The 18,711-nt window shown below is 60.9% G+C and carries 17 protein-coding genes and 3 pseudogenes; 7 read left to right on the top strand and 13 right to left on the bottom strand.

What is annotated here, in order from left to right; all coding sequences use genetic code 11:
• Positions 1-3: 3 nt before the first annotated feature.
• Together BMI85_RS12320 and BMI85_RS12315 are read left to right on the top strand one after the other, a co-directional pair.
• Positions 4-1,068, top strand: coding sequence for a chemotaxis response regulator protein-glutamate methylesterase (locus BMI85_RS12320; RefSeq protein ID WP_078601480.1), 1,065 nt, complete (start codon positions 4-6; stop codon positions 1,066-1,068).
• Positions 1,065-1,586 carry a chemotaxis protein CheD gene (locus tag BMI85_RS12315; RefSeq protein ID WP_078601479.1) on the top strand — a complete coding sequence of 174 codons (522 nt, stop codon included), beginning with the start codon at positions 1,065-1,067 and terminating at the stop codon, positions 1,584-1,586. The genes BMI85_RS12320 and BMI85_RS12315 overlap by 4 nt, the downstream gene beginning before the upstream one ends.
• 80 nt (positions 1,587-1,666) lie before the next feature.
• On the opposite strand, the pseudogene BMI85_RS12310 reads toward BMI85_RS12315, so the two are convergent.
• From BMI85_RS12310 to BMI85_RS12250, 13 genes and pseudogenes are all read right to left on the bottom strand, one after another.
• Positions 1,667-1,963, bottom strand: a pseudogene (locus BMI85_RS12310) (IS3 family transposase); the annotation flags it as partial.
• A 1-nt stretch (position 1,964) separates the two neighbouring features.
• Positions 1,965-2,664: pseudogene (locus BMI85_RS12305) on the bottom strand (integrase core domain-containing protein).
• 19 nt (positions 2,665-2,683) lie between these two features.
• Positions 2,684-3,617 (bottom strand): annotated as a pseudogene (locus BMI85_RS12300) (transposase); the annotation flags it as partial.
• Positions 3,618-3,640: 23 nt separating this feature from the next.
• The gene (locus BMI85_RS12295) at positions 3,641-4,003 is read right to left on the bottom strand and encodes a hypothetical protein (protein WP_078520606.1); all 363 of its coding nucleotides are present in this window, start codon (positions 4,001-4,003) and stop codon (positions 3,641-3,643) included.
• Positions 4,003-4,389: a response regulator gene (locus BMI85_RS12290; protein WP_078520607.1), complete on the bottom strand. Its 387-nt coding sequence runs from the start codon at positions 4,387-4,389 to the stop codon at positions 4,003-4,005. Before BMI85_RS12290 ends, BMI85_RS12295 begins: the two co-directional genes overlap by 1 nt.
• Positions 4,390-4,413: 24 nt before the next feature.
• Positions 4,414-5,253, bottom strand: coding sequence for a protein-glutamate O-methyltransferase (locus BMI85_RS12285; RefSeq protein ID WP_078601478.1), 840 nt, complete (start codon positions 5,251-5,253; stop codon positions 4,414-4,416).
• The gene (locus BMI85_RS12280; RefSeq protein ID WP_078520609.1) at positions 5,250-5,720 is read right to left on the bottom strand and encodes a chemotaxis protein CheW; all 471 of its coding nucleotides are present in this window, start codon (positions 5,718-5,720) and stop codon (positions 5,250-5,252) included. The genes BMI85_RS12285 and BMI85_RS12280 overlap by 4 nt, the downstream gene beginning before the upstream one ends.
• 3 nt (positions 5,721-5,723) lie before the next feature.
• Positions 5,724-7,961, bottom strand: coding sequence for a chemotaxis protein CheA (locus tag BMI85_RS12275; RefSeq protein WP_078601477.1), 2,238 nt, complete (start codon positions 7,959-7,961; stop codon positions 5,724-5,726).
• A 10-nt stretch (positions 7,962-7,971) separates the two neighbouring features.
• The gene (locus BMI85_RS12270) at positions 7,972-8,337 is read right to left on the bottom strand and encodes a response regulator (protein ID WP_078520611.1); all 366 of its coding nucleotides are present in this window, start codon (positions 8,335-8,337) and stop codon (positions 7,972-7,974) included.
• On the bottom strand, positions 8,328-8,618 hold the full coding sequence (locus BMI85_RS12265) for an STAS domain-containing protein (RefSeq protein ID WP_078601476.1): 291 nt from the start codon (positions 8,616-8,618) through the stop codon (positions 8,328-8,330). Before BMI85_RS12265 ends, BMI85_RS12270 begins: the two co-directional genes overlap by 10 nt.
• A 113-nt stretch (positions 8,619-8,731) precedes the next feature.
• On the bottom strand, positions 8,732-9,688 hold the full coding sequence (locus BMI85_RS12260) for an ROK family protein (protein ID WP_078601475.1): 957 nt from the start codon (positions 9,686-9,688) through the stop codon (positions 8,732-8,734).
• Positions 9,685-11,013, bottom strand: coding sequence for a GH1 family beta-glucosidase (locus BMI85_RS12255; protein ID WP_078601583.1), 1,329 nt, complete (start codon positions 11,011-11,013; stop codon positions 9,685-9,687). Before BMI85_RS12255 ends, BMI85_RS12260 begins: the two co-directional genes overlap by 4 nt.
• A 49-nt stretch (positions 11,014-11,062) precedes the next feature.
• Positions 11,063-12,091, bottom strand: coding sequence for a substrate-binding domain-containing protein (locus BMI85_RS12250; RefSeq protein WP_078601474.1), 1,029 nt, complete (start codon positions 12,089-12,091; stop codon positions 11,063-11,065).
• Between the two features lie 256 nt (positions 12,092-12,347).
• Between BMI85_RS12250 and BMI85_RS12245 the strand changes: the two genes are divergently transcribed.
• The 5 genes from BMI85_RS12245 (at position 12,348) to BMI85_RS12225 (ending at position 18,656) form a co-directional block, all read left to right on the top strand.
• On the top strand, positions 12,348-13,712 hold the full coding sequence (locus tag BMI85_RS12245; protein ID WP_078601473.1) for an ABC transporter substrate-binding protein: 1,365 nt from the start codon (positions 12,348-12,350) through the stop codon (positions 13,710-13,712).
• A gap of 73 nt (positions 13,713-13,785) precedes the next feature.
• A complete protein-coding gene (locus BMI85_RS12240) occupies positions 13,786-14,763 on the top strand; it encodes a sugar ABC transporter permease (RefSeq protein WP_078520616.1) in 978 nt (325 codons plus the stop codon).
• Positions 14,763-15,920 (top strand): carbohydrate ABC transporter permease, encoded by a 1,158-nt coding sequence (locus BMI85_RS12235; protein WP_078601472.1) that lies wholly within the window; start codon positions 14,763-14,765, stop codon positions 15,918-15,920. Before BMI85_RS12240 ends, BMI85_RS12235 begins: the two co-directional genes overlap by 1 nt.
• Entirely contained in the window at positions 15,920-17,560 is a 1,641-nt protein-coding gene (locus BMI85_RS12230) for an alpha-glucosidase (RefSeq protein ID WP_078601471.1), read from the top strand. Before BMI85_RS12235 ends, BMI85_RS12230 begins: the two co-directional genes overlap by 1 nt.
• A 10-nt stretch (positions 17,561-17,570) precedes the next feature.
• A complete protein-coding gene (locus tag BMI85_RS12225) occupies positions 17,571-18,656 on the top strand; it encodes an ABC transporter ATP-binding protein (RefSeq protein ID WP_078601470.1) in 1,086 nt (361 codons plus the stop codon).
• Positions 18,657-18,711 lie beyond the last annotated feature (55 nt).

Genomic DNA, 18,711 nt, shown 5'->3' with positions numbered 1-18,711 from the left:
GCGATGCCAAACGAATTGCCGCTCGCCAAGAAAGTTCTCATCGTCGATGACTCGGCTACGATGCGTCAACTTATTCGAGCGCGTCTGGCAAACGACGCGCGCCTAGTCGTCGTCGGCGAAGCGGCGGACGCGTTTGAGGCGCGTGAAAAAATTAAAGCGCTTTCGCCGGATGTGATCACGCTCGATGTCGAGATGCCGCGAATGAACGGCCTCGATTTTCTTGAACGCCTCATGCGGTTGAGACCGATGCCTGTGGTCATGGTGTCGACGGAAACCCATAGCGGATCGCGCGCCGCAATCGAAGCGCTCGCCCTCGGTGCGATCGATTGCGTGGGAAAGCCGAGGTCCGGTCACCTCGAAAAGAGTTTTGAGACGCTTCCAGATATTCTTCTTGCGGCAGCAAACGCGCGCCTGCCTCAGAGTGGGGTCGAGCGAGCTGCGGTGAGGCCCGCACGAAACTTTCACTGGGCCGGTCAATTCGTGCTGATCGGGTCCTCAACCGGCGGCGTTGACGCTCTCGAGACGATCTTGAAGGGATTTCCTGAAAATTGCCCGCCCACGCTTATAGCGCAGCACATGCCAGAGAGCTTCCTCGCGAGCTTCGCCGAACGGCTTGATCGTATCATTGCTCCAAGTGTGCGGCTTGGCCAAACGGGCCTCCCTCTCGCACAAGGGCAAGTCTATCTTGCGCCTGGTGGCTCGACGCATCTCACGGTTCAAAATGACAGAACACCTTGCCTGTCATTGCTTGTAAGCGAGAAGCGAAACGGACATCGACCGTCGGTGGATATTCTGTTCGAATCCGCACTGGATATGGCTACGAATGCCGTCGTCGTTTTACTCACCGGTATGGGCCGAGATGGCGCAGAGGGGATGATGCTCTTGCGCCGAGCCGGAGCACATTGTTTTGCCCAAGACAAGGAGACGTCGACTGTTTTTGGAATGCCGAGGGCGGCGCTCGAAATTGGCGCGGCGTCCTATTCGGTGGCCCTTGAAAAAATCGCCCCAGAAATTCTCAGGAGATGTGCTCAGAGCCCGGCAAAGGTCAGGAAAGTAGGTGAAACATGAATGCAGTTTCCACAGACAAACCGATCCATATTTCGCAAGGCGAGTTTCTCGTCGCCGGCACGGGCGCGCAATCTATTACAACGATCCTCGGCTCTTGTGTCGCCTGTTGTCTCTACGATGAAAATGCGCAGGTCGGTGGTATGAACCACTTTCTATTGCCGAATACGACTGGTTCAACCTTTCAAGCGGCAAGCTTCGGCGTGAATGCGATGGAGCTTTTGATCAATGAACTTATTAAACACGGGGCGCAGCGCAGTGATCTACGTGCGAAGCTATTTGGTGGTGCGCGCATGGTCAATGGCCTCTCGGACATCGGCTTTAAGAATAGCGAGTTCTCAATCGCGTTCCTAGCTAAGGAGCGTATTACATGTGTCAGCCAGAGTTTGGGCGGTTCTCAAGCGCGTAGGGTAGAGTTCTGGCCCGATACTGGCCGCGCGCGCCAGAAAATGCTTGGTAATGCAGAAGTCTTTGAGCGCGATGTCACGCCCGCGCCGGCTCGCGAAATTGAACTTTTCTGACGTGTTAGATGGCAGAAATACATGTCAAATGAATGCCCCCGCGTTTCTTAGACGCCTTCGTGTTTCAGTTTCTGCTGCCGCTAAAAGTCGACGGGCGACAGCATTCCGTTCCGGGCATGCGTGCGCTTTGGATTGTAGAACATCTCGATGTAGTCGAACACATCCTGCCTGGCTTCTTCGCGTGTTCGGTAGGTCCGTCGTCTGATCCGCTCACGCTTCAGCAGGTTAAAGAAGCTCTCAGCTTCCGCGTTATCATGGCAGTTCCCACGGCGGCTCATCGAGTGCTCCAGGTTGTGGGCTCGTAGGAACGCCGCCCAGTTCATGCTGGTGAATTGGCTGCCCTGGTCCGAGTGGATCAGCTGACCTGCCACGGGTCTTTCATCCAGCAGCGACCGGAGTCCGGTTGCTATTTACGCCGATCAGCGTAGGTTGAGTAGTCGCCCGACGCGCGGGGTTATCATCTCGCGTAGCGGGGCCGGCGATTGCGGAGGACACTACTCGCGCGTAGCCAGCCGGGGTCTCGTAATCCAAGGCGGAATGTGGACGCTCGGTGTTGAAGTCGGCAGCCCAAACGGCGATCACGATGCGCGCATGAGCCAAGTTACGGAACATGGTTTCGTTGAGCAGCTCGTCGCGCATCCGGCCGTTGAAACTCTCCACGAAGCCGTGTCTCGCATCGGCTTGCCCGGCGCGATGTAGTGCCATTCGATCCGGTGCTCGGCACACCACCGCAGGATGGCGTTGGAGGTCAGTTCCGTGCCCCTCGCCATTGTCTCTCGGACCAATGGCATGACATGGCTCATCGTCACCACTTTTTTGAAACCAGTTCCTTCATCGGCGCCAAGTCCGGCATCTGCCCGGCCAGCAGCTTCTTCAGCTTGGCGTTCTCGTCTTCGAGCGTCTTCAGCCGCTTTGCCTCCGGCACCGTCATGCCGCCGAACTTCACCTTCCAGTTATAGAAGTTCCCTTCCGACATACCGTGCTTGCGGCACAGGTCCGCGCACTTCACGCCTGCCTCGTGTTCGGCCAGGATGCCGATGATCTGCTCGTCCGTGATTTCATTCGCTTCATTGTCCATCCTCAAGTTGGGTCGGTCTCCAATCGATGGTGGAGGAAAAATCCCGTGGCTGGTCACAAAACCTTTGCGCGGGGTTTCCTCCGGCATGGCGCCATGAGTAACGCTTGCAGGACAACGTCTGTCGTCTGGCGGCTCTGCATTGCCCAGCCGACGACACGATGCGAGATAGACGAGGATGAGAAAACGATCCGGGGGATCGTTTTCCTGGCGACCATCAATGACCACGGCGAGATAGGCGAAACCTTCCTGTTTGCGGATAGGAAATCTCGGTCACCCAGGCCTTATCCGGTGTCGCCACGCTGAACTGTCGGTCTAGAGTGTTGTCGATCTGCGCCTTGATGCCCGCCAGCCTGGCCAAAAGGGCGACCCGGTTCAGGCCGATGCTTTCGCCCTGCTCGAGAAGGTCGTCATGTAGATTGCGGTGACCTCAGACCTTGCCGTTTTCCACCCACGCCTCCTTCAGCAGCGCAATCTGCCGCTCGTCTTCTCGAGCTCGCTTGCTCAGTGGGGCCTTCAGCCACGCGTAGAAGCCCATCGGCTGGATACGTAAGCAACGCCACATCGCCCGAATAGAGAACTGCCCGCGATGCTCGGCCACGAACGCGTATCTCACTTGGCATCCTTGGCGAAATAGGCGCTCGCCATTGTCCTCGGACCAATGGCGGACAATGGCGCGCACTTTTTTTGATGTCCCGCTCCTCCGTCACTCTCAGGAGGTCACGCTTGAGCCGACGGATCTCGGCATCCTTCTCCGCGTCACCAGTCGAGGCTTTCGAGAACTTCTTCTTTCAGAAGTAGAGGGAGTATTGGCTCACGCCCAAGCGCGCGGCTACCTCCCTGAACGGTTAACTCCTCTCCGAGAGCTGCGCGACGGCATCTCGCTTGAAATCGTCGCAGAACGTGGGTCGCTGCTCATCATGGCCTCCGTGCTTCAAAATTAGCAAAGAAGGCATCGACGATACACGGGGCTATTCAATCAAAGCCAACTGACGTCACCTTCTGAGGCGCGCGTTTCAATTTCCGTGAAGTGCTGCGGATCGAGTGCATCAGCGAGATCTTGAAGTCGAAGCGAGGCGAAAATTGGGTCCGCATCACAGGCTAAGTCGGGTGAAATCTGTTCAGCTAGTGTGCTGACGAACACCCCGAGATCTTCGAGCGATTGGCTGATGCGATCAATGCTCTGTAACTCGCGAATGATCTGCGGAGCAAGGCTGCTGTCGATCCCGCTCGCCGAAAGGGCACGCTGGAGTGAAATCGACATGCGAGCGAGCGCTTCCAGTTCACGCCCGACGCGCGCAGTTAGATCAGCAAGCGGAACTCGGCGTGCCTGCTGTTGCATCACAAACGTCCTACAACTGCTTCAATACACGCTTTTAGTTCGGGCGGAGTGAATGGTTTCTTGATGAAGTTATTCATCCCGAACCGTCGACCCGTATCGATGACTTCAGGATCGGCCCGCCCGGTGATCAGGATGAAGCCTAACCCCTTTGTGCGAGCATCCTTTCGCATCGCCTGAAGGAATTGCAGTCCGTCCATTCCCGGCATGTTATAGTCAGAAATCACAAGATGGACAGGCTTGGCTTCGAGGATCTGGAGCGCGCTTTTGCCGTCGGTTGCGTATCCGACCTGCCGGATTCCCATCGCGTCAAGCGCCTGCATGATGAGCCCGCGGCTTGTCGACATGTCATCGACCACGAGGATGCGTAATTGGTCTCGTAATGCCATAAAATGCGATCCTGTCCAGTTAGGTTAAGTCAGTTTATAAGAGGTGACGCCAGCTGTTCTGAGTTTAGACTGATCGCCATCTGTCACCCTTTCCGAATGGCCAACAAACAAGTATCCGCCTGGCGCTAGCTGTTCCTCAAACCGTTTCCAAAGACTGACTTGTGCCTCGGGCGCGAAATAGATGACGACGTTGCGGCAGAAGATCACGTCAAATTTTCCGCGCATTGGCCAAGGATCGTGAAGATTGAGTTCGCGAAACTTCACGATATCGCGGAGCTCTGAGATGATCTGAAAGTCTTCACCCTCCGGGCGGAAATATTTCTTTCGCAAAGTCTCGGGCACAGCTGCAACTGCGGTCGCGGGATAGAAACCCTTCGAACCTGCTGCGATCATAAGAGGGTCGATGTCGGATGCGAGTATCCGAAGGTCTAGCTTTGCAAAATCAGGCGCGCATTCGGCAATCGTCATGGCTATGGAATAGGCTTCTTGTCCGTTCGACGATCCCGCAGACCAGAGCCGAACGCGACCACCATTCCTTGCGGTTTCCAAGAGGGTGGGGAGAACGATACGGCGCAAGGAGTCGAAATGATGGTTCTCGCGGAAGAAATGGGTCACGTTTGTGGTGAGTGCGGACACCATTTGTCGACGCTCTTCGCGACCGGATTCGGAGGTCACGAGAGCGATATAGTCTTTGTATTGCGCGAGCCCCAAGTTCCGAAGTCTCTTTGCAAGACGGCTTTGCACCATCGAAGATTTGCCGGGCGCAAGCACAATGCCCGTCGTCTCGTGCAGGAGCTGAGCGATAGCTCTGAATTCGGACTCGGTCGGAGCGACCTGCCCCAATGTGGACAGGGGCACGTTCATGCAGCTTCGATCGCCTCTTGCGGCAACACGGACGTGAGATCGAGAATCCTGATCATCCGGCCTTCTACGATAGTGAGCGCCGAGATGTATCGTTGCGAAATGTCGGCATTAAGGTCGGGCGGAGACTGCATTTCAGAGCGGGGCAGGGCGAGAATGTCCGAGACCGCATCGACGAGAAGCCCTGCGGTTTGGCTGCCGACCTGGACGACAATGATCACGTTGCGTGCGTCACCGGCGACCGGTTCCATACCGAGACGGATGGAAAGGTCGACGACAGGCAGAACGGTACCGCGCAGGTTGATCACGCCGCGTACAAATGCTGGGGCGTGCGGAAGCGGTGTCGCCCGGGTCCAACCTCGAATTTCGCGCACGGACATGATGTCGACGCTGTATTCTTCATCGCCGAGGCGGAAAGAGAGAAGCTCAACCTCTGCGGCTTCGGTTTTCGGCATAGTGTCTTCTGTCATGGCTTATCCTGCGAGTGAGAGATCAGTGGCGCGGGTATTGCCCGATGCGGATTGGACGAGATCGGCGGGGTCGAGAATGAGCGCGATCTGACCGTCGCCAAGAATTGTGGCGGCAGCGACGCCCGGGATGTGACCGTAGGACTGCTGCAGCCCCTTGATCACGACTTGGCGCTGCTCGAGGATTGAATCGACGACGAGGGCGGAACGGGCGCCATCTTCCTGAGCGGTAAGCAGAACGACGTCGCCGCTATAGGAGCGCTTCGGTCCGCGGTATCCGAGTTCTGCACCGAGATCGAAAAGAGGGACGAAGGCGCCCCGCAGATGGATGACGTTCGTCGATGGACCGAGCGCGCGGATGTCTTCGCTTGTGAGCGTCGCAGTCTCAAGGATCGAGGAGAGCGGGACCACGAGGGTTTCGCCCGCGACATTGACGACCATGCCGTCGAGCACGGCTAGGGTCAGTGGCAGGGAGATCGAGAAGCAACTGCCTTTGCCAGGTTCAGAGGTGATTGAAATTCGACCGCCGAGGGACTGGATCGAGCTTTTCACAACATCCATGCCGACGCCGCGGCCAGAGAGCGCGGAAACCTGGTCCGCAGTGGAGAAACCGGGCAGGAAGAGAAGGTTGTCGATTTCGCTATCGGAAAGCTGAGCATCCGGGGTGACAAGCCCGTTTTCGATGGCTTTTTCGAAGACCTTCTTGCGGTCGATGCCACCACCGTCATCACTGACTTCGATCACGACGCGGCCGGATCGGTGGTGAGCGGAGAGGGTGACGATGCCTTCGCGCGGTTTGCCAGCGGCTTCGCGCATTTCGGGAGATTCGAGGCCATGATCTACGGCGTTTCGGATCATATGGGTGAGCGGATCGGCGAGGCGCTCGATGACAGTCTTGTCGACCTCGGTTGTTTCACCTTCGGTTTTGAGACGGACATCCTTGCCGATCGCTGAAGAGGCTTCGCGCACGATCCGGGCCATCCGCTGGAACAGCGGCTTGACCGGCTGAGCGCGGATCATCATCACGCTGTCCTGAATGTCACGGGTCAGCATCATGAAGGCTTCGAGCCCGGTATTCACGGCGGAGTTTGGCGGCAGACCGGCTTCGGCGACGGATTGGGCAAGCATGGCTTGGTTGATCACCAACTCGCCGACGAGATTCACCAAGCGGTCGATGCGCTCGATATCGACGCGCACGGTGGCGCCGGGCTCTGCCGCGGGAGCGGTGTTGGCTGCCGCAGGCTGAGCGGCGGAGGGCTTCGCGGCCTCCGCTTGTTGCTCTGTCGGGGCCGGATCATGCGTGCGCGCGGGAGCTTCGGTTTCGATCTCCGCTGTCTCATTGGTGGGAGGCGGCGCGGGATTGACGGAACCGGCGGTATCCCTCTCCGCCTCGGATTCCAGATTTTCATCTTCCTCAGTGACGCCTGACGGTTCGCCATCTATTTCGGGGAGATCCGGGAGGGGCGTCTCCCGTGTATCGAGGATCGATGAAATTTCGATCTGGCAGACGTCTTCGACGAATTCGAACACTTCCCGGATTTCGTCTTCCGTTAAATCCCCCGTGATCTGGACGGTCCAGCTCAGATGGTTCTCCTCCGGGTCAAGCGTATCGAGTGGCGGGACCGCCTCTGCGTCGGTCGTGATCGAGACCACCGCGATCTCGGCGAGGGCGCGGAGGAGCTGCAGCGGCTCGTTGCCCGAGGCATAGAGCGCGCCGTCCGGGCGGAACTGCAGGGTGAAGCCGGTCGGGGACGCATCCTCGGGCGTGAAATCGAAGTCGAGGTCGAGCGCGACCCCCATCGGTTGGAAATCTGCCGCCTCCACCTCGTCTTCCGTATCAGCCGGATCTGCAGGCCCCCGATCCCCCAAAAGCGCCTCAAGCGCCTGAAGGCACTCCTCGGTGGCCTCGGGTTCGGAAGACCCTTCGCGCGCGGCGTGGATTTCGTCTGCAAGCAGATCGGCCGCCTGAAAAAAGAGTTTCACCGCCTCAGGCGTCAGGTCGAGCCTTCCGGCGCGTAGCTCGTCCAGGACGGTTTCGAACCGATGCGCAAAAGCGACCAGCGCATCGAGGCCGAACGCGCCTGCGCCGCCCTTGATCGAATGGACTGCCCGGAAGACGACATTGATCGTTTCGCCATCGTCAGCGCCCTCGTCGAGGTCGGAGAGCGCGTCTTGCAGGCTTTCGAGCAGCTCTTCACATTCGATGAAGAACGATGCTTTGATTTCTGCCATCGGGTCGGACATGTCGCACTCCTTATCCGGCAACCATGTTGAGCGCCTTGACCAGTTTGGTCGGGTCGAAGGGCTTCACGATCCAGCCGGTTGCCCCGGCGGCGCGGGCGCGGGCTTTCAGCTCGGCCGCGGATTCGGTGGTGAGGACGAGGATCGGGGTCGCGCGGTGGCGGTCCTGCCCGCGCACGGCCTCGATGAAGCCGAACCCGTCGAGGCGCGGCATGTTGATGTCGGAGATGATCGCGTCAGGCTCCAGCCCGTCGAGCACCTCCAGCCCGTGCACGCCGTCTTCGGCGAGGTAAAGCTCCATCCCGGCATGTTCGAGGGTGAGCTTGAGCATGTCGCGAATGGTGCGACTGTCATCGACCGCGAGAACTTTCAGTGACATGGGGCCTCCGCATCCGGCAGGTGCTGGAGATCCTCATGCGAGAGGCCGAACCGGGTCAGGGCGCTGTCGAACGCCTCCGAACTGTCGGCGATCTCGAGGCGGTGACCTGCGATGCGGGCAGTCTTCGCTGCAGAAAGCAGCAGTTGCAGCCCCAGCGCGCCGAAATGGGTCACGCTGGAGGCATCGAGGGCGACATCTTCCGTCGCCACGCATTGCAGCGACGCTTGCAGGGGGCGCACGGTCGCAAGGTCGATCCGGTCGGGCAGGGCAAGCGCGGTCATGGCGCCACCACAAAGTCACGAAGGCAGAGCGTACGCATCGGCAACCTCTTTCAAACACATCCGTGAAAGAGGTCTAAGCCCAAGCCGTTAAAATAGCCTTGACGGAAACGCGCCTATCGCAGCATGCGCGAAGAAAGATAGGAGGCGCAGCCCTGAAGCGCTGCGTAGTCGTCCTCGACCACGCTGACCGGGAAGGCGCGCAGGAATTCCGAGAAGCGCCCCTTGGCCTGCATCGCCTCGGCGAACCCGAACTCGTCGAGCCACGGGACAACGCCGCGCGCAGCCCCGCCGATCAGGTAGATGCCGCCGAAGGGCAGGTGGGTCAGCGCCAGATCGCCCACGACCCGGCCCAGCATCTGCACGAAAAGCTGGCCTGCCGCGACGGCCGTCTCTTCGCCGCGGGTGATCGCTTCGAGGATTTCCTGACCCGAGGTGGTCGCGTCATCCTCGCCCCTGAGATAGGCGTAGAGCAGTTCCAGACCGCGCCCCGACACGACATGCTCGACACTGGCGAAATCGTGCTTCGCGTCGAGATAGGTCTTGAGCGCGAAATCCTCTTCGGTCTCGATCGGCAAGGTGGTGTGGCCTGCCTCGGAGGGCGGCACGACGCGCCCGCCGGGCCCCTCATGCACGGGCGCTGCGTTGAACCCGGTGCCGATCCCGACCACCAGCCGCGCAGAGCCCTCTTTCGCAGGCAGGCCCGCCAGGATCGGGTGCACGGCATCTTCGGCGAGGCTTCCCAGCGCATGGCCCTGCGCCTGCAGATCGTTGAGCACGAAGACATGATCCGTCCCGGTCAGCCGCGCGATGTTATCGGCGCGGATCACCCAGGCGAGATTGGTCATTTCGGCCACGTCGTCGCGCACCGGACCAGCGGCGGCCACGCAGGCCCCCGCGATCTCGCCGCAATCCTCGTCGCGGATATACTCCTCGAGAATGTCCTCGAGCGCCCCGCGCCCCTTGTTCGAGAAGCGGCGGATCGTGGAATGGATCAGCTTGCCGTCACGGGCCATCGCCACGCGTGTATTGGTGCCGCCGATATCGGCTAGCAGGGTGATCTGTTCGCTCATCCGCGGGTCCCCAATGCGTCTTTCCATGCCAGATAGGACGCTTTCGGGGTGCGCTGCAAGCTGTCGAAGTCCACATGGACGAGCCCGAAGCGCTTCTCATAGCCCAGGGCCCATTCGTAATTGTCCATCAGCGACCAGCCGATATAGCCTTTCACCGGCACGCCCTCGGCGATCGCGCGCTGAACTGCGGCGAGGTGATCGCGGTAATAGGCGATGCGATGCGGGTCCTCGACCTTGCCGTCTTCGACCACATCGGGCGCGGCCATGCCGTTCTCGGTGACGTAGAGCGGCAGATCGCCGGTATAGTCGCGCTTGAGCCGTGTCAGGAACTGATAGAGCCCCTCGGGATAAATCTCCCAGCCCATCGCGGTCTTGGGCAGCGGGCCGTCGACCTCGTGATGCGCGGGCCACGGGCCTTCGGTGGGCGCGATGCGTTTGCAGGTGTAGTAATTTAGGCCTAGCCAGTCGAGTTTCTCGCCGATCAGCGCGAAATCGTCTTCCCAATTGTGCGGCATGTGCGGCGCGAAGGCCTCCATCACCTCCTGCGGATAGCGGCCCTTGAAGATGCCGTCCACGAAGAAGCGGTTGTAATACGCGTCATAGAGATTGGCGGCCGCCGCGGCCTCGGGCGTCTCGTCGGCGGGGATCGGGTATTCGAGATTGCACACTGCGCCGAGGTTTTTCATCCCATGCGCGCGCATCACCCGGATCGACTTGCCGTGGGCGAGCAGCACGTGATGCATCGCGTGGGCCGTGGCGCGGATGTCGCGCAGGCCCGGCGCGTGATGGCCGAGGAAATGGCTCAGCCAGCCGACGCACCACGGCTCGTTGATGGGGGCCGCGGACCAGATACGGTCGCCGAGCCGATCCGCGATCACCTGTGTGAAATCCGCGAACCACGAGGCGATGTCGCGATTGCGCCAGCCGCCCTTGTCGGCGAGCGCGGCAGGCAATTCCCAGTGATAGAGGGTGAGCGCCGGTTTGAGGCCACGCTCCAGCATTCCGTCGACCAGCCGGTCGTAGAAATCCAGACCCTCGCGGTTCACCGGGCCGCGCCCCTCCGGCATCACCCGCGCCCAGGAGGTCGAGAAGCGGTAGATGTCGAACCCTGCATTGGCGATCAGGTCGAGGTCTTCCTCCCAGCGGTGATAGTGGTCGCAGGCGACCGCACCGTTCTCGGCGCGCACGACATTGCCCGGCGTGGCGGCGAAAGTGTCCCAATGGGTCGGGCCCGCACCGCCAAAGGAATGACCCTCGATCTGATAGGAGGAGGTGGCAACGCCGAACTGGAAATCGGCAGGAAAATCAGCGCGTTTCGGGAGCATCTTCATCCTGTATATAAAATTGGTTTCAACTCGGGCGCAGCGCGCCTCATCAGGTGGGGACCGGACCGGTGGACTGGCCGACGACCAGAACCGCCTCCATCAATTCATGGCGCGGGCTGCGGTCGCCGCTCTCGATCTGTTCGATCAGAAGCGCCGCGCAGCGCCGTCCCGCTTCGCGCACCGAAGAGCGCGTCGCGGTGAAGATCGGCTCTTCCGCCGTGCCGTTTTTCAAGTAACCCAGCTCGTCGTCATGGGTCACGATCGAGACATCGCGCCCCATCACCAGCCCTGCCTCTTCGATGCCGCGCCGCGCACCCATCGCGGAGAGCAGCGAGGCGGTCAGGAAGGCCGTCGGCGGGTCGGGCCATTGCAGCATCTCGCGCGCCGCATCATGGCCCTGTGCCTCGGTCATCTCGCCCTCGACGATCAAGGCAGGGTCGATGGCCATATCACGCGCCTTGAGTGCCGCCTCATAGCCGCGCCGACGTCTGCGGGCGAAATCCATTTCTCCGATGCCGTTGATCAGCGCGATCCGGCGATGCCCCAGATCGAGCAGGAAATTCGTGGCACGCTCGAAAGCGCGCTTATTGTTCACATCGACCCAGCTGAAGGGGGCGTTCGTTCCGCTCACCCGCCCGTGCAGCACATAGGGCATCCCAAGCGCGTCGAGCATTGCGATCCGGTGATCCTCGACCTTGGGCGCGTGAATCAGCACGCCGTCCACATTCCCTTTCGAGCGCAGCTCGGCATAGGCGCGGGCCTCGGAATCGTCGGGCACGATGGTCATGACCATATCGTAGCCCGCACGCGCATAGACTTCACCGGCGCCCGCGATGAAATCCGCGAAAACCGGATTCACGATCTCGTGGCGGTCCGAGATCGGGATGATGTGGCCGATGGCCATCGCACGCCCCGTCGCCAATCGTTTGGCCTGCGTGTTGGGACGATAATTGGCGGCCTCTGCCGCTTCGCGCACCCGACGCCGCGTCGCCTCGGAGACTTCCGGGTAGCCGTTGAGCGCGCGACTCACAGTGGTGGGCGACAGCCCCAATTCGAGTGCCAATGTCTTGAGATTCATGAGCCAAACCGCTTTGGATTATTGAGAGACTAGGGTGCGCGTCTATCGGCGTCAATGATGCGGGTGCGGCGCGGCACATGCTGCGCTGCGGCGTAACTTTCTGCGTAAGTCATGAGGATATAAAGCGGAATTGATTTTGGCGTGAGCAGGCACAATTGACTTCTTTGCGAGGCTCTGAAACGGTCGGAGCTGTCCAAAGCGCTTTGGGTTGGCGAGTCGCCATGGGCCAAAAAGCGCGACACACTGGGAGGATTTCATGACCAAACATCTGATGCTTGGGATCGCGGCGCTCGCGCTGTCGGCGGGGCTTGCTCACGCGCAGGATCTCAAGTTCGCGCCGGGCAGCGATGCCGACAAGTTTGACTGGGCGAGCTATGACCAATTTAAGAACGACACCGATCTGAGCGGCGAAACGCTCACGATCACCGGCCCGTGGACGGGCAACGACAAGGCGCTTTTCGAGAGCGTTCTGGCCTATTTCGAGGCCGCGACCGGCGCCAAGGTGAACTACTCCGGTTCGGAAAGCTTCGAGCAGGATATCGTGATCGCCGCCAAGGCTGGCACGCCGCCGAACATCGCGGTCTTCCCGCAGCCGGGCCTCGCCTCCGACATGGCCAAGCAGGGCTACCTGACGGCGATGCCCGATGGCACGGGTGACTGGATCAAGAACAACTACGCCGCCGGGAAGTCCTGGGAGGACCTGTCCACCTACAAGGGCAAGGACGGCGAGATGCACACCTACACGTTCCCCTTCAAGGCGGATGTGAAATCGCTCGTCTGGTATGTGCCGGAGAACTTCAAGGAAGCGGGCTACAAGGTTCCCGAGACGATGGAGGACCTCAAGGCGCTGACCGAGCAGATCAAGGCCGACGGCGGTACGCCGTGGTGCATCGGTCTGGGGTCCGGGGCTGCCACCGGCTGGCCCGCGACCGACTGGGTCGAGGACTTCATGCTGCGCACGCAGTCGCCCGAGACCTATGACGACTGGGTCACCAACAAGCTGAAGTTCAACGATCCCAAGGTCGTTCAGGCGATCGAGGATTACGGCTGGTTCGCCAAGACCCCCGGCTTCGCCGAAGGCGGCGAGCAGGCGGTGGCCACCACCGACTTCCGCGACAGCCCGAAAGGTCTCTTCGACTTCCCGCCGAAATGCTACATGCACAAACAGGCGAGCTTCATTCCGACCTTCTTCCCCGACGGAACCAAGGTTGGTCAGGACGTGAACTTCTTCTATTTCCCGTCCTATGCCAGCAAGGATCTCGGCAAGCCGGTCCTCGGTGCAGGCACGATGTTCGGCATCACCAAGGACTCCAAGGCCGCCGAAGCCTTCGTGAAGTTCCTCGAGACGCCGATCGCCTCGGAAATCTGGATGGCGCAATCGGGCTTCCTGACGCCGAACAAGAACGTCAATCCGGCGGCCTTCGCCAATGACGTGCAGCGGCACATGAACTCGATCCTGCTGGACGCGACGACCTTCCGCTTCGACGGGTCGGATCAGATGCCGGGCGAGATCGGCACCGATGCGTTCTGGAAAGCGATGGTCGCCTACACCACCGGTGACGAGACCGCGCAAGAGGCCGCAGACGCGGTCCAGAAGCGCTGGGACAGCATCCAGAAGTAAGTAACGCCTGCGCCCCCGGAGCCGTTCTCCGGGGGCGTTCGCATCTTTTCACGCCGGTTCGGGGAGGGGCCAGATGTCACCGATCTTGCAGGGTCTGATTACGATCGCGCTTGGGGTGGGCGGCTGTGTCGCCTATTTCTACGCCGCGAATATCGTCCTCGACAAAGTCATCTTCCCGCCGAGCGGCAAAGACCCGGGGCGCAACATCAACCGCGCGAACATGGTCCGCCCCTGGCTGTTCCTGTTCCCGGCGATCTTCGCGCTCGGTCTGTATCTGGCCTATCCGGTGGTGGGCTCGTTCTGGCGCTCGCTGTTCAATCGCGACGGCGGCACTTTCGTGGGCCTTGGCAATTACGAGCGGCTCGCGATGGACCCGAGCTTCCGTCAGGCCGTGTTCAACAACTTCCTCTGGGTGCTGGTGGTGCCCGCGCTCGCGACCTTCCTCGGTCTGCTGGCAGCGCAACTCACCGATCGCATCAAATGGGGTAACATCGCGAAATCGCTGATCTTCATGCCGATGGCGATCTCCTTCGTGGGCGCCTCGCTGATCTGGAAATTCGTCTATGCGGTGAACCCCGATATCGGGATGATCAACGCGATCCGCGTGGCCTTCCACATGCAGCCGCTCGACCCGCTTCAGGTGCCGTTCTGGAACAACTTCTTCCTGATGGTGATCCTGATCTGGATCCAGACCGGCTTCGCGATGGTGATCCTCTCGGCCGCCCTGCGCGGTATCCCCGAGGAGACGATCGAGGCCGCTGTTCTCGACGGCGCGAACCCGTTCCAGCTGTTCTTCAAGATCAAGGTGCCGCAGATCATGCCGACGATCGTCGTGGTCTGGACCACGATCACGATCCTCGTGCTGAAGGTCTTCGACATCGTCTACGCAACGACCGGCGGGAATTTCGGCACGCAGATCCTGCCCAGCTACATGATGCAATACATGTTCCGCGATGACGGGCGCGCGACGGCGGTGGCCTTCGTCATCATGATCATCGTGCTGCCGGTGATGATCTGGAACATCATTCAAGCCCGTAGGGAGACGCGCTGATGGCCGCTATCGCAGGACAGAAATCGCGCCTGACTTGGGCGGTGCAACTCTCGGTCGTCTTCATGGTAGTGCTGTGGCTGGTGCCGACGGTGGGGCTTCTGGTCAGTTCCTTCCGCACGACCGACCAGATCAGCCAGTCGGGCTGGTGGGACGCGGCCTTCTCGGTGGAGAAAGCTTTCCGCGACCGCATCCCGGCCGACGGCGAGAAACAGGTCGACGGGCTCTACGTGCTCGAGGGCGATCTGCTCAATAACGGGCAGAACGCGAATGACCTGAAATCCGGCACGACGATCACCGCCTTCGGCACCTCGGGCATCAAGCCGGGCGCCTACAAGGCGGGCGAGACGGTCGATACCGGCGATGGCGGCACGCTGAGCGTCGCCGAGGACGGCACCTACAAGGCGACGTCGAAGACGAGCTTCGACGGTTCGGGCCCGCGGGTCTATTTCGTGGCCGAGATGCCGCCCGCCTTCACGCTGGCCAATTACCGCAACGTGCTGTTCTCCGACGGCATGGGGCAGGCCTTCATGAACACGCTGACGGTGACGATCCCGGCGACGATCATCCCGATCCTCGTGGCGGCCTTCGCGGCCTATGCGCTGGCCTGGATGGAGTTTCCGGGCCGGGGCCTGTTGATCGCGGCGGTTGTGGGCCTTCTGGTCGTGCCGCTGCAGCTCGCGCTGGTGCCGCTCCTGCGGCTCCATCAGGAGATCGGCATCGGGCAGAGCTTCCTCGGGATATGGCTGGCCCATACCGGGTTCGGCTTGCCGCTCGCGATCTACCTGTTGCGCAACTACATGGTCGGTCTTCCGCGCGATATCATCGAGAGCGCGAAGGTCGACGGGGCGACCGATTTCCAGATCTTCATGAAAATCGTGCTGCCTTTGTCATTCCCGGCGCTTGCTTCTTTTGCAATCTTCCAATTCCTCTGGGTCTGGAATGACCTACTTGTCGCGAAGGTCTTCCTTCCGGCGAACGACGCCTCGAAGGTGATGACTGTGAAGATCGCCGACGACCTTCTGGGGTCGCGCGGCGGCGACTGGGGCATTCTGGCGTCCGCCGCCTTCATCTCCATCGCCGTGCCGCTTCTGGTGTTCTTCGCTATGCAGAAATATCTCGTCCGCGGTCTGCTGGCGGGTTCGGTTAAAGGTGGTTGATGAAAACCCTTACTAAGAAAGAAGACTGGTGGCGCGGGGCCGTGATCTACCAGATCTATCCGCGCAGCTTTCAGGACAGCAATGGCGATGGCATCGGCGACCTTCTGGGGATCGTGAGGCGGCTGCCGCATGTCGCGAGCCTCGGGGCGGATGCGGTCTGGATCTCTCCCTTCTTCACCTCGCCGATGAAGGATTTCGGCTATGACGTCAGCGATTACACCGATGTCGATCCGATGTTCGGCAGCCTCGCCGATTTCGATCAGGTGATCGCGACGGCCCATGCGCTCGGTCTGAAGGTGATGATCGATCTGGTGCTGAGCCACACGTCCGATCAGCACCCCTGGTTCCAGGAAAGCCGGTCGAGCCGGGACAACCCCAAGGCCGACTGGTATGTCTGGGCCGATCCCAAGCCCGACGGCACGCCGCCCAATAACTGGCTGTCGATCTTCGGCGGCCCGGGCTGGCACTGGGACAGCCGGCGCGAACAATATTACATGCACAACTTCCTCGTGGAGCAGCCCGATCTGAACTTCCACAACCCGGAAGTGACGCAGGAATTGCTCAACGTCGCGCAGTTCTGGCTGGAGCGCGGTGTCGATGGCTTCCGCCTCGACACGATCAACTTCTACATGCATGACGACGAACTGCGCGATAATCCCGCGCTGCCGCCGGAAGAGCGTAACGACCAGACCGCGCCCAAGGTGAACCCTTACAATCACCAGCGCCACATCTACGACAAGAATAACCCCGAGAACCTGCGCTTTCTGCGCAAGCTCCGGACGCTGATGAACAACTACAACGCCGCGGCCGTGGGCGAAGTGGGCGATAGCCAGCGCGGGCTGGAGATCCTCGGCGAATACACCTCCGGCGCGGACAAGATGCAGATGTCCTACGCGTTCGAGCTGCTCTCCGGGCATGAACCGCTCAAGGCGAGCTACTTTAAGTCCGTCTTCGACAAGGTCGATGCGGTCGCGAAGGATGGCTGGGTTTGCTGGGCCTATTCGAACCACGATGTGGAGCGCCATATCTCGCGCTGGCAGCTGACGCCGGCCTCGGCGCGCCTCTATACTTCGCTGATGATGTGCCTGCGCGGCTCGCTCTGCCTCTATCAGGGCGAGGAACTGGGTCTGCCCGAGGCGGAGCTGTCCTACGAAGACCTGCAGGACCCTTACGGCAAGGAATTCTGGCCCGAATTCAAGGGCCGCGATGGCTGCCGCACGCCGATGGTCTGGGAACGCGATGCTGCGTATGCGGGCTTCTCGCAGGCGCGCCCGTGGCTGCCGGTGCCCACCACGCACCAGAACATCGCGACCGATGTGGCCGAGCACGATCCGGCCTCGCTGCTGCACCATTACCGCCGCGCGATCGGCTTCCGTCGCAATCACGACGTGCTTCGGACCGGCGCGATGGAGGATATGTATTGCTCCGGCGATCTGCTGGTCTTCACGCGCAGGAACGAGGAGGAGACGATCCTGTGCTATTTCAACCTGTCCGATCATCCGGTGAACGCCACCGTTCCGCCGGGCAACTGGGTGACGGTCGGGGGCGAGCTGGGCTCGATCCGACCGATGCCTGATCACACTTTGCATCTCGGCCCATGGCAGCCGAGCATTCTGCGCCTCGACGAACACGAGGCCTGAGGGGGAGACTATGGCCGAACTCAAACTGGAAAACGTCGCGAAAAGCTATGGCGAGGTGTCGGTTCTCGAGAACATCAACCTTGACATCAAAGCGGGTGAGCTGATCGTCTTCGTGGGGCCCTCGGGCTGCGGGAAATCGACGCTTTTGCGGATGATCGCGGGGCTCGAGAAAATCACGGGCGGCACGCTCGAGATCGACGGGGTGCGGATGAACGATGTGCCGCCCTCGAACCGAGGCATCGCGATGGTCTTCCAGTCCTACGCGCTCTATCCGCATATGACAGTGCGCGACAACATGGCCTTCGCCCTGAAAATCGCGAAGATGAGCAAGGACGAGATCGATGCCGCCGTCAATAAGGCGGCGGATATGCTGCAACTGACCGACTATCTCGACCGTCTGCCGAAGGCGCTCTCGGGCGGTCAGCGGCAGCGGGTCGCCATCGGGCGCGCCATCGTGCGCGACCCGAAGGTCTATCTCTTCGACGAACCGCTCTCGAACCTCGATGCGGCGCTGCGCGTCGCCACCCGGATCGAGATCGCCCAGCTGAAAGAGGCGATGCCCGATCGCACGATGATCTACGTCACCCACGATCAGGTCGAAGCGATGACGCTCGCGACCCGGATCGTGGTGCTGGCGAACAAGGGGATCGCGCAGGTCGGCACGCCTCTCGAACTCTATGAGCAGCCGCGCAACGAATTCGTCGCGCAGTTCATCGGCTCTCCCGCGATGAACCTGCTGTCGGGCGAGATCACCGAGACGGGCGAGGTGACCACGGTGAAACTCGATGGCGGCGGCATCGCACGTTCCACCATCCCGACGCGTCCCGAGGACCTGTCGCGGCGCGTGAAAATCGGGGTGCGCCCGGAGGATTTCGTGCCCTCCGAGGACGCGGCGATCTACACCGGTCGCGTCGATATCGTCGAAGCTCTGGGCGAAGTGACGCTTCTGTATTTCGAGGCCGAAGGCGGTCACGACCCGATCATCGCGAAACTGCCCGGCATCCATCACGACCGTCGCTATACCGAGATTTCTCTCGGCGCCGATCCGTCCAAGGTGCATATCTTCGCGGACGGTCAGTCGCTTCTCTACCGCTGACGGACGCAAACAGGCCATCGCGTATCCCTCTGCCCGCTAGTTTGAGGCGAGATAA

It is taken from the genome of Thioclava sp. DLFJ4-1 (assembly GCF_002020145.1).
GTDB classification, from domain to species: Bacteria; Pseudomonadota; Alphaproteobacteria; order Rhodobacterales; family Rhodobacteraceae; genus Thioclava; species Thioclava sediminum.
This window is presented reverse-complemented; position numbering and strand designations above follow the sequence as displayed.

Excerpts from the sequence above, each read along its gene's own strand:
- BMI85_RS12290 (WP_078520607.1), bottom strand. The coding sequence starts at position 4,389 with ATGGCATTACGAGACCAATTACGCATCCTCGTGGTCGATGACATGTCG.
- BMI85_RS12240 (WP_078520616.1), top strand. The coding sequence starts at position 13,786 with ATGTCACCGATCTTGCAGGGTCTGATTACGATCGCGCTTGGGGTGGGC.
- BMI85_RS12275 (WP_078601477.1), bottom strand. The coding sequence starts at position 7,961 with ATGTCCGACCCGATGGCAGAAATCAAAGCATCGTTCTTCATCGAATGT.
- BMI85_RS12250 (WP_078601474.1), bottom strand. The coding sequence starts at position 12,091 with ATGAATCTCAAGACATTGGCACTCGAATTGGGGCTGTCGCCCACCACT.
- BMI85_RS12265 (WP_078601476.1), bottom strand. The coding sequence starts at position 8,618 with ATGACCGCGCTTGCCCTGCCCGACCGGATCGACCTTGCGACCGTGCGC.
- BMI85_RS12245 (WP_078601473.1), top strand. The coding sequence starts at position 12,348 with ATGACCAAACATCTGATGCTTGGGATCGCGGCGCTCGCGCTGTCGGCG.
- BMI85_RS12270 (WP_078520611.1), bottom strand. The coding sequence starts at position 8,337 with ATGTCACTGAAAGTTCTCGCGGTCGATGACAGTCGCACCATTCGCGAC.
- BMI85_RS12295 (WP_078520606.1), bottom strand. The coding sequence starts at position 4,003 with ATGCAACAGCAGGCACGCCGAGTTCCGCTTGCTGATCTAACTGCGCGC.
- BMI85_RS12255 (WP_078601583.1), bottom strand. The coding sequence starts at position 11,013 with ATGCTCCCGAAACGCGCTGATTTTCCTGCCGATTTCCAGTTCGGCGTT.
- BMI85_RS12315 (WP_078601479.1), top strand. The coding sequence starts at position 1,065 with ATGAATGCAGTTTCCACAGACAAACCGATCCATATTTCGCAAGGCGAG.
- BMI85_RS12285 (WP_078601478.1), bottom strand. The coding sequence starts at position 5,253 with ATGAACGTGCCCCTGTCCACATTGGGGCAGGTCGCTCCGACCGAGTCC.
- BMI85_RS12260 (WP_078601475.1), bottom strand. The coding sequence starts at position 9,688 with ATGAGCGAACAGATCACCCTGCTAGCCGATATCGGCGGCACCAATACA.
- BMI85_RS12280 (WP_078520609.1), bottom strand. The coding sequence starts at position 5,720 with ATGACAGAAGACACTATGCCGAAAACCGAAGCCGCAGAGGTTGAGCTT.
- BMI85_RS12230 (WP_078601471.1), top strand. The coding sequence starts at position 15,920 with ATGAAAACCCTTACTAAGAAAGAAGACTGGTGGCGCGGGGCCGTGATC.
- BMI85_RS12235 (WP_078601472.1), top strand. The coding sequence starts at position 14,763 with ATGGCCGCTATCGCAGGACAGAAATCGCGCCTGACTTGGGCGGTGCAA.
- BMI85_RS12320 (WP_078601480.1), top strand. The coding sequence starts at position 4 with ATGCCAAACGAATTGCCGCTCGCCAAGAAAGTTCTCATCGTCGATGAC.
- BMI85_RS12225 (WP_078601470.1), top strand. The coding sequence starts at position 17,571 with ATGGCCGAACTCAAACTGGAAAACGTCGCGAAAAGCTATGGCGAGGTG.